Below are 13,941 nucleotides of genomic sequence, written 5' to 3'. Positions count from 1 at the left end.
CCTTCGCAGGAGCACGCGAGATCCGGAGCCCCGCCCGCATGACGCGAATGGGGCATGGGGCGACGGCTCAGACCTCTTCCGGCGCCTTCGCCGTGCTCTTCTTCGCAGGAGCCTTCTTCGCCGCCGGCTTCTTGGCAGCAGGCTTCTTGGCGGCGGGCTTCTTGGCCGCAGTCGCCTTGGCGGCAGCGGGCTTCTTGGCCGCCGCAGCCTTCTTGGGCGCCGTCTTTTTCTTGCCCTTGGCCGGCCCCTTGGCGGCGCGTTCGGCGAGCAGCAGCACCGCCTCGTCGAGCGTCAGTTCCTTGGGATCCTTGGCCTTGGGCAGCGTCGCGTTGGTCGTGCCGTCGGTGACATAGGGGCCGAAGCGCCCCTCCATCACCTTGACCTCGGCGCCGCCATCCGGATGCGCGCCCAGCACCGCGATCGGCTCGCGGCTGGCGCCCTGGCGACGCCCGCCACCGGCGGCCGCCTCGGCCAGCTTGGCCACCGCGCTGTTCATGCCGGTCTCGAACACGTCCGCCGTCGTCTGGAGGCGGGCATATTTGCCGTCATGCGCCAGATACGGCCCATAGCGGCCGATCGAGGCGGTGATGTCCTTGCCGCTCTCGGGATGCACGCCGACCGTGCGCGGCAGCGACAGCAGCCGGATCGCCATCTCCAGATCGAGCAGCGGCACGTCCTTGGGGATCGACGAACGCTTCGCCTCCTTGCCCTCGCCGAGCTGGATGTACGGCCCGAACCGGCCCGAACGCTTGGTGATCGCCTCGCCCGTCTCCGGATCCTTGCCGATCTCCTCCGGCCCGGTGTCGCCACCGGCCTCGGCGCCGCCCGGCTGGGCGAAGCGGCGGGTATATTTGCACTCCGGATAGTTGGAGCAGGCGATGAACGCGCCGAAGCGGCCGCCGCGCAACGCCAGCTGGCCGACGCCGCAATTCGGGCACAGCCGCGGATCGGTGCCGTCCGCCTTCTCGGGGAACAGGAAGGGCGCGAGGAACTTGTCGAGCTCGGCCGTCACTTCGGACGGCTTCTGCTCCATCACCTCGGCGGTCTTCGGCTTGAAGTCCTTCCAGAAGGCCTCCAGCACCGCCTGCCACTGGGCACGGCCGCCGGAGATGTCGTCCAGCTCCTCCTCCAGCTCGGCAGTGAAGTCGAAGCTGACATATTTCTCGAAGAAGCGCTCCAGGAACGCCGTCACCAGCCGCCCGCTCTCCTCGGCGTGGAAGCGGTTCTTCTCGGTTCGCACATATTCGCGGTCCTTGATCGTCTGGAGGATCGAGGCGTAGGTCGACGGGCGGCCGATCCCCAGCTCCTCCATCTTCTTGACGAGGCTGGCCTCGGAGAAGCGCGGCGGCGGCTGGGTGAAATGCTGCTCGGCCTTCACCAGCTTCACGGCCGGGCTGTCGCCCTCCTTCATCCGCGGCAGGCGGCGGGCATCCTCGTCGCCCTCATCGTCGCGGCCCTCTTCGTAGAGCGCGAGATAGCCGGGGAACAGCACGACCTGGCCGGTGGCGCGAAGCCCCAGCTGGCCGGTGCCGTCGGCGAAATCGACGGTGGTGCGCTCCAGCCGGGCGGATGCCATCTGGCTCGCCGTCGCGCGCTTGAACACCAGTTCGTAGAGGCGCGCATGATCGCCCGATCCGGCCTTCTCGCGGCTGAAATCGGTCGGCCGGATCGCCTCATGGGCCTCCTGCGCATTCTTCGCCTTGGTCTGGTAGACGCGCGGCTTGTCGGGGACGTAGCCGCCGTCATAGCGCTCGGCGATCGCCAGCCGGGCGGCGGAGATGGCGCTTTCGTCCATCTGCACGCCGTCGGTTCGCATATAGGTGATCAGCCCGTCCTCGTAGAGATTCTGCGCCACCCGCATCGTGTGGCTGGCCGAGAAACCGAGCTTGCGCGCCGCCTCCTGCTGCAGGGTGGAGGTGGTGAAGGGCGGCGGTGGGTTGCGGGTGAGCGGCCGGGTCTCGACGCTGACCACGCCGAGCCGCGCCGCCTCGACATCGGCCTTGGCGGCGAGCGCGTCGCCCTCCTGGCCGATCGTCAGGCGATCGATCTTCTCGCCCTTCCACTTCGACAGGCGCGAGACGAAGCCGATGCCGTCATGCTCCATGTCGGCGGTAACCGACCAATATTCCTGGGCCTTGAAGGCCTCGATCTCGCGCTCGCGATCGACCACCAGGCGCAGCGCCACCGACTGCACCCGGCCCGCCGACTTGGCGCCGGGCAGCTTGCGCCACAGCACCGGCGAGAGCGTGAAGCCGACCAGATAATCGAGCGCGCGGCGCGCCCGATAGGCGTCGATCAAATCCTCGTCGAGCGCGCGCGGCTCGGCCATCGCCTTCAGCACCGCGGCCTTGGTGATCGCGTTGAAGGTGACGCGCTGGGTGTCCTTGGGCAGCGCCTTGCGCTTGCGCAGCACCTCCTGGACATGCCAGCTGATCGCCTCGCCCTCGCGATCGGGATCGGTCGCGAGGATCAGGGCGTCGGCATCCTTGGCCTCGTCGGCGATCGCCTTCAGCTGGCGCGCCTTGTCGGCATAATTTTCCCACTCCATCGCGAAGCCCTCGTCCGGGTTCACCGAACCGTCCTTGGCGGGCAGATCGCGGACATGGCCGTAGGAGGCGAGAACCTTGAAACCGGGACCGAGATATTTCTCGATGGTTTTGGCCTTGGCGGGGGATTCGACGACGACGAGCTTCATGGCTTGGATCTGGTCCTCACGTGTACGCGTATGAGTTGGGAAGCTCCGGAGCGGTTCGTCAAGCGTGGGCTTGTCCACTACCCCGGAACAGGAAGAAGGCGCCAGCCGCGATCAGCGCGAAGCCGATCAGCTGGTTCACCGTGATCTTCTGCCCCAGCACCACCACCGAGAAACCGCAGAACACGGTCAGCGTGATCACCTCTTGTATCGCCTTGAGCTGGGCGGTGGAATAGACATCGCTGCCGTAACGGTTGGCCGGCACCGCCAGGCAATATTCCACGAAGGCGATCATCCAGCTGACCAGGATCACCGCCCATAGCGGCTTGTCCTTGAATTTCAGATGGCCGTACCAGGCGGTGGTCATGAACAGGTTGGAGCCGATCAGCATCAGGATCGGCAGCAGGCGGGCAGGCATCACATCTCCTCAACCAGGGCCGTCGATCCGCGGCCGCAAGACCGCACCCTGCCGATCCCGACGCCCCACGTCCGCCGAGTCGTCAGATCAGGCTGACCTGACCGCCGGCGTGACGCTCCAACCTGCCGCCGAGTTCCAGTTCGAGCAGCACGGTCTGCACGATCGTGGGCGGGCGGCCCGACTGGCGGACGATCTCGTCCACCGGCGTCGGCACCGGGCCGAGCAGCGCGACGATGGCCCGGCGATCGGCATCGTCGGCATCGAGCGCCGGGCGCGGGCCGCCATAGCCGCCTATCCCGTAGCCGCCTGCCCCCGGCTCCAGCAGGCCCATGCGCGGATCGATCGGGCGCAGCGCCTCGATCACGTCGTCGGCGGTCTGGATCAGGGTCGCGCCCTCGCGGATCAGCAGATTGCACCCCTGCGCGCGCGGATCGAGCGGCGATCCCGGCACCGCCAGCACCTCGCGGCCATATTCGCCGCCATAGCGCGCGGTGATCAGCGAGCCGGATTTGGGCGCCGCCTCCACCACCAGCACCGCCTGGGCGAGTCCGGCGATGATCCGGTTGCGATAGGGGAAGTGCCGCGCGCGCGGCTCGATCCCCGGCGGCTGCTCGGCGATCAGCAGGCCCTCCTGCGCGATCCGCTCCTGCAGGTCGGCATTTTCGGGCGGATAGGCGACATCGATGCCGCCCGCGATCACCGCGATGGTGCCCGCCTCCAGCGATCCCATATGCGCCGCGGTATCGATCCCGCGGGCCAGGCCCGATGCCACCGAGACGTCACGCGCGCCCAGTTCGGCGGCGAGCCCCCGCGCGAAGCGGCAGGCCGATGCGGAGGCGTTGCGCGCGCCGACCATCCCCACCACCGGCCGATCGAGCAGCGCCCGGCGCCCCCGCACGATCAGCGCCGGTGGTGCGGTGGGGATCGTCGCCAGCATCGCCGGATAGCCGGGCAGCCCCAGGAACAGATAGCGGGCGCCGGCCGCCTCGACCGCCGCGACCTCGCGCTCGATCGCGGCGCGCGGCGGTATCGCGGGCGCCTTGCCGCCGCCCCGCCGGGCCAGATCGGGGATCGCCTCCAGCGCGGCGGCGGCGCTGCCGAAGCGTATCATTAACTGGGCGTAAGTGACCGGCCCCACGGTCTGTGTCCGCATCAGCCGCAGCCGGGCGATCCGGTCCTCCCGATCGACGCGTGGGGAGGATCCTGTCCCTCCTGCCTCGTCGATCCCGGCCATGGCGGGATCAGCCGCCGCTGCGGAAGCGCGGTTCGGTGCCGTCGAGCAACCGCTCGACATTGGCGCGGTGCTTCCACAGCACGATCAGCGCCAGCAGCAGGAAGGTGAGCGTCAGGTCCGATCGGTTGATCACCGCCGCGCACACCGGGGTCGCGATCGCGGCGGTCATGCCGCCGACCGAGCTGTGCCGGGTGATCCCGAAACCCGCCAGCCAGACCAGCGCGAACACCAGCCCGCACGGCCAGGACAAAGCCAACGCGATGCCGAGGAAGGTCGCCACCCCCTTGCCGCCGCGAAAGCGCAGCCAGACCGGATAGACATGGCCGAGGAAGGCGAAGGCGCCGGCCACGATCGCCGGCAGCGAGGGCGGTGTCGGGTCCGGCCAGAGATGGCCGACCAGGATCACCGCGACCGCCCCCTTGGCCGCATCGAGCAGCAAGGTGAGGAGCGCCAGCCCCTTGCGGCCGGTGCGCAGCACGTTGGTCGCGCCGATATTGCCCGAACCCAGCGTGCGGGGATCCTGCGCGCCGCCGGCACGGGTGACCAGCAGCCCAAAGGGGATCGATCCCAACAGGTAGCCGATGAGGGCAGCGGCACCCAGCACCAGCCAGTTCGTAGCAGTCAAGAAACGCCCCTCCGTGTTCCGCGCGCACCATAGAGGTTGCAGCCGCCAGCGCAACAATCTGGATTAGGACGGGCCGTGCCGCTAGGTCGCGGCGCATGGAAACAGACCGTCCCTTGCTCGTCTTCGATTCGGGGGTCGGCGGCCTGTCGGTGCTGGATGCGCTCCGCCGGCGCCTGCCGATGGCACCGATCGTCTATGTCGCGGACTCGGGCGGCTTCCCCTACGGCACCAAGACCGAGATCGAGATCGCCGCGCGGGTGCCGGCGCTGCTCGGGCGGCTGGTGGAGCGCTATCGGCCCCGCCTGGTCGTGATCGCCTGCAACACCGCATCCACCATCGCGCTGGCCACCGTCCGCAGCGCGCTCGATCTGCCGATCGTCGGCACCGTGCCCGCGATCAAGCCCGCCGCGCTCGCCAGCGTGACCCGCGCGATCGGCGTGCTCGGCACCAACGCCACCGTCCGCCAGCCCTATGTCGACCGGCTCGCCGCCGAGTTCGCCGCCGATTGCCTCGTCGTCCGCCATGGCTCGGCCCGGCTGGTCGAGCTGGCCGAAGCGGCGCTCCGCGGCGATCCGGGCGAGCTGGCCGATTATCGCGCGGTGATGGACGGGCTGTTCGGCCAGCCCGGCGGCGACCGCATCGATACCGTCGCGTTGGCCTGCACCCACTTCCCGCTGGTCGCCGATCGCCTCGCCGCGGCGAGCCCGCATCCGGTGCGCTTCGTCGATGGCGCGGCGGGAATCGCGCGCCGCGTCGCCCACCTGACCGACGGACAGCCATGGCCGGACAGCCGACCCGAAGGCGTCGCCGTCTTCACCTCCGACGTCGACGTGGCGACGCTCCGCCCCGCGCTGGCCACCCGCCACCTGTCCCGCATCGAGCGGCTATAGAGGTCGGCCGGGCCGAGGCCGGCCGGTTCGTTCTGCCCGATTCGCACTGGCCGAACCGCACTGGCCGAACCGCAATGCCCGATTCGCGCTGCCCGATTCGCGTTGATCGAATGACCCGATTTGACCGATCGCAAATCCTTCCCAGGTGTAACTGGAATAATAAGGGGCGACCGGTTATGGAGCCGGCCATACCTGCCACGGCCACGATTGAGGTGACGGCTTTGGATTACCAGCGCGTTTTCGCCCAGGCGATTGATCGACTCCACGCCGAGGGGCGCTACCGCGTCTTCATCGACATCCTGCGCAACAAGGGCATGTTCCCGAACGCGCGCTGCTTCGCCGGCCATAATGGCCCGAAGCCGATCACGGTGTGGTGCTCGAACGATTATCTCGCAATGGGCCAGCACCCGAAGGTGATCGCGGCGATGGAGGAAGCGCTCCACGATGTCGGCGCCGGCTCCGGCGGCACCCGCAACATCGGCGGCAACACCCATTATCATGTCGATCTCGAAGGCGAGCTGGCCGATCTCCACGGCAAGGAAGGCGCGCTGCTCTTCACCTCGGGCTATGTCTCGAACGAGGCCACGCTCGCCACGCTCGCCAAGGTGCTGCCGGGCTGCATCATCTTCTCGGACGAGCTGAACCACGCCTCGATGATCGCCGGCATCCGCAATTCGGGCTGCGAGAAGCGCGTCTTCCGCCACAACGATCTCGTCCATCTCGAGGAACTGCTGGCCGCCGCCGATCCCGAAGCGCCCAAGCTGATCGCGTTCGAGAGCGTCTATTCGATGGACGGCGACGTCGCGCCGATCGCCGCGATCTGCGACCTCGCCGATACCTACAACGCGCTGACCTATCTCGACGAGGTCCATGCCGTCGGCATGTACGGTGCGCGCGGCGGCGGCATTTCGGAGCGCGACGGCGTCGCCGACCGGCTGACCATCATCGAGGGCACGCTGGGCAAGGCGTTCGGCGTGATGGGCGGCTATATCGCCGCCAGCCGCCAGATCATCGACGTGATCCGCAGCTATGCGCCGGGCTTCATCTTCACCACCTCGCTCTCCCCGGTGCTGGTCGCGGGCGTGCTGGCGAGCGTGCGCCACCTGAAATCCTCGTCGGTCGAGCGCGAGGGCCAGCAGGCCGCCGCCGCGATGCTGAAGGCGTTGATGCGCGATGCCGGCCTGCCGGTGATGCCGTCGACCACCCATATCGTGCCGCTGCTCGTCGGCGACCCGGTGAAGGCCAAGAAGATCAGCGACATCCTGCTCGCCGAATATGGCGTCTATGTGCAGCCGATCAATTATCCGACGGTGCCGCGCGGCACCGAGCGGCTGCGCTTCACCCCCGGCCCGGCGCACGACGAGGCGATGATGCGCGAACTGGTCAATGCGCTCGCCGAGATCTGGGACCGGCTGGAGCTGCGCCAGGCGGCGTGATTCCCCCCGCCCTCCCCGTCCAGCATTATTCGGCCCTCGCGCATATCCCGGTGGCGCTGGGCGTGCAGCTGGTCTGCTGGGCGATCGGGCACCGGCTCGGCGCCCGCGCCACAGCGAGCATCTGGATCGGCTGCTTCGCCGCATCCGCCGTGTGCATCATGCGCGAGATCACCCAGCGCGAATATCAGTGGATCGAGCTCTACGGCCATGGCCGGCGCGCCAACATGCCGGGCTATGCCGGGCTCGAAGTCTGGCAGTGGAACGCCCACTCGATCTCGGAAACAGTGGTGGCGATGGCGGTGTCGATCGCGCTGGCGGTGATCGTCACCCGGCGCGCGCGGCACTGATCACAGGTCAGACCAGCGCGAAACCGAGCCCGATCGTCAGCGCGCCGAGCGCCAGCGACAGCGGCAGGCGCAGGTTCATCCACCAGCCCGGCACCAGCGCCTTGGCCGCCAGCCCCCGATCGACCAGCGGCGTCAGCGCGATGACCAGACCGAGCAACGTCGAGCAGGCCACCGGGAAATCCGCCGAGAGGCCGTAGAGCAGCAGCGCCAGGATCGACGGCACCACCGCGATCACCAGCAGCCGGGGCTGCTCCGTGGCGGATGCACGCGCCGAGGCGATGCCCCACCAGATGCCGCCGAGGAAGCTCAGGATCATCGCCGCATAGGCCAGGGCGAGGCCGCCGATCATGCCCGGCAGGGGCGAATCCGGATCGGCGCCGGCAGCCAGCCGGATGAACAGCGCCAGGATCAGGGGCAGCAGCCCGGCCGCCCCCAAGATCATCGCCGGCATGGGCGGCGGCCGCCCGTCACGCCCCACCAATGCCCCTTCGCTCATCGCACGATCCCGATTCCCACCCTCAGCCGCGTCTGCTTGCGGTCATAATCCAACATATCCTCGCCATAGCCGGTGAAGCCCTGCACGATGAGGTACAGCGGCAGCTCATGCCAGAAACGCGTCAACGGATAGCTAAGATCGGCATCGACCGACCCCTTGCCGGTGCCGAAATTGAGCCGGCTCCAGGTCGACAGCTTGAGGCCGTTCTGCTCGCCGATCGAGAAAGCGAGCGCCTGATGGCCGCGGTAGCGGGCGATGTCCGGATTGTCGGTCTTGGGCAGGATATAGGTGAAGACGCGAGGGCCGACCGAAACGATCCAGTGCCCGAGCGGCAGATCCAGCTGCGGCTGGACGTAGAGGATATTCGAAGTGCGCGACGACGATCCGTCGCGGCCGTTGGATTCGTGGAGATAGCCGCCGCGCACGCTCAGCTGGTCGCCGCGCGCATTCTTGGGCAGCGCGTACATATAGAGGAATTCGGGCTGGTAGTTGACGTCGCGGAACGGCGCGCTGTCCGCCGCCGTGTCCCAGAACATCCGTTGGGTATAGGCGAAGTAGAAGCCGTTGAGCCACGATCCATCCGGATCGCCCTTGCGGCCGAACAGCTGATATTTGAAGGAAATCTCCAGCTTGGCGTTGGTATCGGTGCCGCCGCCCATCACCGCGTAGATCGGGTTGTAGGTGGAGAGGTTGCCGAGGAAGCCGTTGGCCGTGCGCGGCGGCGGGGTTGCGCCGCCCGGTGGCACGGGCAGCGCCGAGCTGACGGTGCGGCCCCCGCCTTCGGCCGGCGAAGGGCTGGCGTCCGCAAGGCGGGCCGGCGCGGCGTCCGGCGAACCGGGCTGCGCCAGCGCGAAACGATAGCCGTCATGCCCGCCGCCGAGCGACAGCACGACATCGCCGCTCACCCCCGCCGGCCGATCCATATCATAGGTCGCCTGTCGCCATTGGCCCGGCCCGAGCCGGAACGGCGCGCCCTCCCGCCTCAGCACCACGGGGACGTCACGCCCATCGGCATGGATCACCGCATCGATCGTATCGGGCGCCGCCATGCCGAGATTGTCCGGCGACAGCAGCAGCATCACCGCGGCGTGGATCGGGCCGCCCTCGTCCGCCCAAACCTGCGATACGACCGGAATCACCGGCGGCACCGCGACGGGTGGTGGCGAAGATGTCGCCAGCAGCAAGGACGTCCACGCCACGATACCCATAAATCCCCCTTCTCACCCCGATCAGTCGCGGCAATAGCCTTCACCCGGCTTTACCGTGAGGCAATCCTTCTTCGTCGCGAGATATTTGAGTCCGGTCGCCGCGCCATTGCCGGCGCGCAGCACCTGGTCGCCGTCCGGCCGCGTGAACTGGATGGTATCGCCGATCGCACGCCCCGCGAACACGCCCCGGTCGTCGAGCGTATACTGATCGGTGAGCCGATAATGTCCCGGCCCCTTGGCGGCGTCCCTGGCGATGACGAGGGTCAGCCCCTCGACGCCGCGCCAGCGCCCGATCCACCGATCGGTCGGCGTGCCGGGGGCGACCAGCCTGCCCAGTCGCTCATTGGCACGATCGATGCGCGCGGTGGTCTGCGCACCGGCATCGTCGATCCGGTTGGACGCGCGATCGCCGATCTGGTCGGCGCGATCGGCGAGGGCATCCGCCGACCGACTGGCATCATGCGCGGCCACCCGCGCGCTGTTGCCGATATCCTCCGCCGTCCGATGGCAACCGGCGGTCGTCACCAGTATCGCCATCACGGCGGCGGCGGCCATCCCTGTCTTCACCACGTCACACTTCCTTTCGAGGCCCTAGCCTTGGGCGGAGTGCGCCCCTAAGAGGCGCCATCCCGACTCAGCGGAGCCTTTCCCATGGCCCAACGCATCGCCATTGCTTCCGACCACGCCGCCTTCGCCATGAAAGCCGAGATCGCCGAATGGTTGCGCGGCGCAGGGCATGACGTGCTCGACCTCGGCCCCGATAGCGACGCCCGCGTCGATTATCCCGATTTCGGTTACAGGCTCGCGCAAGCCGTCGCCGATGGCCGCGCGAGCCACGGCATCGCGCTGTGCGGTTCCGGCATCGGCATCTCGATCGCGGTCAACCGCCACCCCGCGCTGCGCTGCGCGCTCGTCTCCGAGCCGCTCTCCGCCCAGCTCTGCCGCGAGCATAACGACGCCAACGCGATCGCGATGGGTGCGCGCCTGATCGGCATCGAGCAGGCCCGCGCCTGCGTCACCGCCTTCCTCACCACCGACTTCGCCGGCGATCGCCATGTCGGCCGCGTCGACAAACTGACCCATCCGGCCTTTGGCCCCCGCTTCGAGAAGGAGCCCGCATGAGCACCCAGCCCGCCCCCACCCCCGCCATCCGCAAGAGCGGCTTCTTCACCCAGGGCCTCGCCGAGGCCGATCCCGCGATCTTCGCCGGGGTGGAGCATGAGCTGCATCGCGAGCGCCACCAGATCGAGCTGATCGCCTCCGAGAACATCGTCTCCAAGGCGGTGCTCGAGGCCCAGGGTTCGGTGTTCACCAACAAATATGCCGAGGGCTATCCCGGCAAGCGTTACTATCAGGGCTGCGCGCCGTCCGACGAGGTCGAGCAGCTCGCCATCGATCGCGCCAAGCAGCTGTTCGGCTGCCAGTTCGCGAACGTCCAGCCGCATTCGGGCGCGCAGGCCAATGGCGCGGTGATGCTGGCGCTGACCAAGCCCGGCGACACGATCATGGGCCTCAGCCTCGATGCCGGCGGCCACCTCACCCACGGCGCCAAGGCGGCGATGTCGGGCAAATGGTACAATGCCGTGCAATATGGCGTGAAGCCGGACACCCACCTGATCGATTACGACCAGGTCGAGGCACTCGCCCGCGAGCATAAGCCGACGCTGATCATCGCCGGCGGCTCGGCCTATCCGCGCCACATCGATTTCGCCCGCTTCCGCGCGATCGCCGACGCAGTGGGCGCGAAGTTCATGGTCGACATGGCGCATTTCGCCGGTCTGGTCGCAGGCGGCGTCCACCCGACGCCGTTCGGTCATGCCGATGTCGTCACCACCACCACTCACAAGACGCTGCGCGGCCCGCGCGGCGGCGCGATCTTCACCAATGACGAGGCGATCGCCAAGAAGATCAACTCGGCGGTGTTCCCGGGGCTCCAGGGCGGCCCGCTGATGCACGTCGTCGCCGCCAAGGCGGTGGCGTTCGGCGAGGCGCTCCAGCCCGAGTTCAAGACCTATGCGCAGGCGATCATCGACAATGCCAAGGCGCTTGCCAGCCGCCTCCAGGAGCGCGGTGCGGCGGTGATCTCCGGCGGCACCGACACCCATCTGGCGCTGATCGACCTCACCCCGCTCGGCGTCACCGGCAAGGATGCCGACGAGGCGCTGGAGCGTTCGGCGATCACCTGCAACAAGAACGGCATCCCGTTCGACCCGCTGCCGCCGATGAAGACCAGCGGCATCCGCGTCGGCTCGCCGGCCGGCACCACCCGCGGCTTCGGCATCGCCGAGTTCCGCGACATCGCCGACATGATCGCCGACGTGCTCGATGGCCTGCGCAAGAATGGCGAGCAGGGCGACGCGCAGGTCGAAGCCCAGGTCCGCGCCCGCGTGCAGGCGCTGTGCGAGCGCTTCCCGATCTATTGAGCCCCCATCAAGGACGCGCGCCCCACATCCGTTCGCACCGAGCGCAGTCGAAGTGCAGCCACCGCATGGCATGGCCCTTCGACTGCGCTCAGGCCGAACGGGCGCGGGAACAGAGGGAATAGAGGTCGAAGATGCGTTGCCCGTTCTGCGGACATGAAGACAGCCAGGTGAAGGATAGCCGTCCCTCCGAGGACGGCACCTCGATCCGCCGGCGTCGCCAGTGCGAAGGCTGCGGCGGCCGCTTCACCACCTTCGAGCGCGTGCAGCTGCGCGAGGTGACGGTGGTGAAGTCCGGCAGCAAGCGCGAGCCGTTCGAGCGCAGCAAGCTCGAACGCTCGATCGCGATCGCCTGCCGCAAGCGGCCGATCTCGGCCGAGCAACTGGAAAAGCTCGTCTCCGGCATCCAGCGCCAGCTCGAGACCTCGGGCGAGACGGAAGTCCCGGCCGCGCAGATTGGCGGATTGGTGATGGCCGGGCTGAAGGGCCTCGATCCCGTCGCCTACATCCGCTTCGCCAGCGTCTACAAGGACTTCACCGAGGCCAAGGACTTCGAGGAGTTCGCCGGCACGGTCAGCGAGGTCGGCAAGGGATGAGCCAGCCCCCCGTCATCGTCCTCGTCCGCCCGCAGCTCGGCCAGAATATCGGCAAGGCGGCGCGCGCGATGCTCAATTTCGGGCTGACCGAGATGCGCCTCGTCGCCCCGCGCGACGGCTGGCCCAATCCCGAGGCCGGGCCGGCGGCGTCCGGCGCCGATTTCGTGCTGGAACAGGCGCAGGTGTTCGAGACGGTGGCCGACGCCATCGCCGATTGCGCGCATGTCTATGCCACCACGGTGCGCAAGCGCGGCATCACCAAGCCGGTGGTGACGCCGGTCGAGGCGGCGCACGAGATCCACGCCGCGCAGGGCCGCTCGGCGATCCTGTTCGGGCCGGAGCGATCGGGGCTGGAGACCGACGACGTCGCGGTGGCGCGTTCGATCCTGACGGTGCCGATCAACCCGGAATTCGGATCGCTCAATCTCGCCCAGGCGGTGATCCTCGTCGCCTATGAATGGTCCAAGGGTGTCGGCCTGTCCCAGCCGCCGGCGGTCGATCTCGATCCGCCGGCCTCGCAGTTCGAGCTCGACGGCATGATCGAGCAGTGCGACGCGATGCTGGAGACGGCGGGCTATTTCTTCCCGGCGGACAAGGCGCCCGCCACCAAGCGGATGCTGCGCACCTTGCTCACCAAGCCGGGCTGGAGCAACCAGGAGGTCCGCACCATGCGCGGCATCCTGACCATCCTCGGCAAGCCCAAGAGCCGCTGAGCCCGCGCCGAACCCGCCCGCCGCGGCGGCTTCGCGCTTGCCTTTCGCGCGAAAGGCGCTAAGGGGGCGCCTCGCAATTGGCCCCGCACGTCTGGTGAAGCGGGTGCCCTGTCGTCTCTCATCCGAGTCGACAGCGCGGTTCCGGGCATTTCCGATCCCCTTCGCCGGGGGTCACAACGCAATTGAAGGAAGACCTATGTCGAAGCGCAACAGCGCCAAGTACAAGCTTGATCGCCGCATGGGCGAGAACATCTGGGGCCGCCCGAAGTCCCCGGTGAACAAGCGCGAATATGGCCCCGGCCAGCACGGCCAGCGCCGCAAGGGCAAGGTTTCGGACTTCGGCATCCAGCTGAAGGCCAAGCAGAAGCTCAAGGGCTATTACGGCGACGTCACCGAGAAGCAGTTCAAGAAGGCCTATACCGAGGCGTCGCGCATGAAGGGCGATACCGGTCAGAACCTGATCGGCCTGCTCGAGCGCCGTCTCGATGCGGTCGTCTACCGCGCCAAGTTCACGCCGACGATCTTCTCGGCGCGCCAGCTGGTCAGCCACGGCCACGTCCGCGTCAACGGCGTGAAGTGCAACATCGCATCGCGCCTCGTGAAGGTCGGCGACGTGATCGAGCTCGGCACCAAGGCGCAGGAAATGGCGCTGGTGATCGAGGCCCAGGGCCTGTCCGAGCGTGAAGTGCCCGATTACCTCGCCCAGGACGGCACCGCGAAGGTTTCGTACCAGCGCGTCCCGTCGCTCGACGAGGTGCCTTATCCGGTGAAGATGGAGCCGAACCTGGTCGTCGAGTTCTACTCGCGCTGATCCGGCGGCTTTTGCCGACAAGATCAGGGGCGGCTCCGCAAGGGGCCGCCCCTTT

15 protein-coding genes are annotated in these 13,941 nt (G+C 68.2%); 8 read left to right on the top strand and 7 right to left on the bottom strand.

Annotation, left to right across the window (positions count from 1 at the left end; genetic code table 11):
• Positions 1–67: 67 nt before the first annotated feature.
• The 4 genes from topA to plsY all read right to left on the bottom strand — a co-directional run bounded on the left by topA (position 68) and on the right by plsY (position 4,969).
• On the bottom strand, positions 68–2,695 hold the full coding sequence (gene topA, locus PBT88_RS05220; protein ID WP_270078162.1) for a type I DNA topoisomerase: 2,628 nt from the start codon (positions 2,693–2,695) through the stop codon (positions 68–70).
• 58 nt (positions 2,696–2,753) lie between these two features.
• Entirely contained in the window at positions 2,754–3,110 is a 357-nt protein-coding gene (locus tag PBT88_RS05215; RefSeq protein ID WP_270078161.1) for a DMT family protein, read from the bottom strand.
• Positions 3,111–3,192: 82 nt separating this feature from the next.
• Entirely contained in the window at positions 3,193–4,344 is a 1,152-nt protein-coding gene (gene dprA / locus PBT88_RS05210; protein WP_407696518.1) for a DNA-processing protein DprA, read from the bottom strand.
• Positions 4,345–4,351: 7 nt separating this feature from the next.
• On the bottom strand, positions 4,352–4,969 hold the full coding sequence (gene plsY, locus PBT88_RS05205) for a glycerol-3-phosphate 1-O-acyltransferase PlsY (RefSeq protein WP_270078159.1): 618 nt from the start codon (positions 4,967–4,969) through the stop codon (positions 4,352–4,354).
• A 95-nt stretch (positions 4,970–5,064) separates the two neighbouring features.
• Between plsY and murI the strand changes: the two genes are divergently transcribed.
• The 3 genes from murI to PBT88_RS05190 all read left to right on the top strand — a co-directional run bounded on the left by murI (position 5,065) and on the right by PBT88_RS05190 (position 7,642).
• Positions 5,065–5,859 (top strand): glutamate racemase, encoded by a 795-nt coding sequence (gene murI / locus PBT88_RS05200; protein ID WP_270078158.1) that lies wholly within the window; start codon positions 5,065–5,067, stop codon positions 5,857–5,859.
• Positions 5,860–6,080: 221 nt separating this feature from the next.
• Positions 6,081–7,295 (top strand): 5-aminolevulinate synthase, encoded by a 1,215-nt coding sequence (hemA, locus tag PBT88_RS05195; RefSeq protein WP_270079184.1) that lies wholly within the window; start codon positions 6,081–6,083, stop codon positions 7,293–7,295.
• Positions 7,292–7,642 (top strand): hypothetical protein, encoded by a 351-nt coding sequence (locus PBT88_RS05190; protein ID WP_270078157.1) that lies wholly within the window; start codon positions 7,292–7,294, stop codon positions 7,640–7,642. Before hemA ends, PBT88_RS05190 begins: the two co-directional genes overlap by 4 nt.
• Positions 7,643–7,649: 7 nt before the next feature.
• On the opposite strand, the gene PBT88_RS05185 is transcribed toward PBT88_RS05190, so the two are convergent.
• The 3 genes from PBT88_RS05185 to PBT88_RS05175 are packed head-to-tail and all read right to left on the bottom strand — an operon-like array spanning position 7,650 to position 9,916.
• Positions 7,650–8,084, bottom strand: coding sequence for a DUF3429 domain-containing protein (locus PBT88_RS05185; RefSeq protein WP_270078156.1), 435 nt, complete (start codon positions 8,082–8,084; stop codon positions 7,650–7,652).
• A gap of 50 nt (positions 8,085–8,134) precedes the next feature.
• Entirely contained in the window at positions 8,135–9,346 is a 1,212-nt protein-coding gene (locus PBT88_RS05180; protein WP_270078155.1) for a phospholipase A, read from the bottom strand.
• Between the two features lie 21 nt (positions 9,347–9,367).
• Entirely contained in the window at positions 9,368–9,916 is a 549-nt protein-coding gene (locus PBT88_RS05175; protein ID WP_270078154.1) for a hypothetical protein, read from the bottom strand.
• An 81-nt stretch (positions 9,917–9,997) separates the two neighbouring features.
• Between PBT88_RS05175 and rpiB the strand changes: the two genes are divergently transcribed.
• The 5 genes from rpiB (at position 9,998) to rpsD (ending at position 13,886) form a co-directional block, all read left to right on the top strand.
• Positions 9,998–10,468 carry a ribose 5-phosphate isomerase B gene (gene rpiB, locus PBT88_RS05170; RefSeq protein ID WP_270078153.1) on the top strand — a complete coding sequence of 157 codons (471 nt, stop codon included), beginning with the start codon at positions 9,998–10,000 and terminating at the stop codon, positions 10,466–10,468.
• On the top strand, positions 10,465–11,769 hold the full coding sequence (gene glyA / locus PBT88_RS05165; RefSeq protein WP_270078152.1) for a serine hydroxymethyltransferase: 1,305 nt from the start codon (positions 10,465–10,467) through the stop codon (positions 11,767–11,769). The genes rpiB and glyA overlap by 4 nt, the downstream gene beginning before the upstream one ends.
• A gap of 131 nt (positions 11,770–11,900) precedes the next feature.
• Positions 11,901–12,362 (top strand): transcriptional regulator NrdR, encoded by a 462-nt coding sequence (gene nrdR, locus PBT88_RS05160; RefSeq protein ID WP_270078151.1) that lies wholly within the window; start codon positions 11,901–11,903, stop codon positions 12,360–12,362.
• Positions 12,359–13,075 (top strand): RNA methyltransferase, encoded by a 717-nt coding sequence (locus tag PBT88_RS05155; RefSeq protein ID WP_270078150.1) that lies wholly within the window; start codon positions 12,359–12,361, stop codon positions 13,073–13,075. Before nrdR ends, PBT88_RS05155 begins: the two co-directional genes overlap by 4 nt.
• Before the next feature lie 196 nt (positions 13,076–13,271).
• Positions 13,272–13,886 (top strand): 30S ribosomal protein S4, encoded by a 615-nt coding sequence (rpsD, locus tag PBT88_RS05150; RefSeq protein WP_270078149.1) that lies wholly within the window; start codon positions 13,272–13,274, stop codon positions 13,884–13,886.
• Positions 13,887–13,941 lie beyond the last annotated feature (55 nt).

Source organism: Sphingomonas abietis (assembly GCF_027625475.1).
Lineage (GTDB): Bacteria > Pseudomonadota > Alphaproteobacteria > Sphingomonadales > Sphingomonadaceae > Solisphingomonas > Solisphingomonas abietis.
The sequence above is the reverse complement of the archived record's forward strand: the minus strand, read 5'-3'. Positions and strand labels throughout refer to the sequence as shown.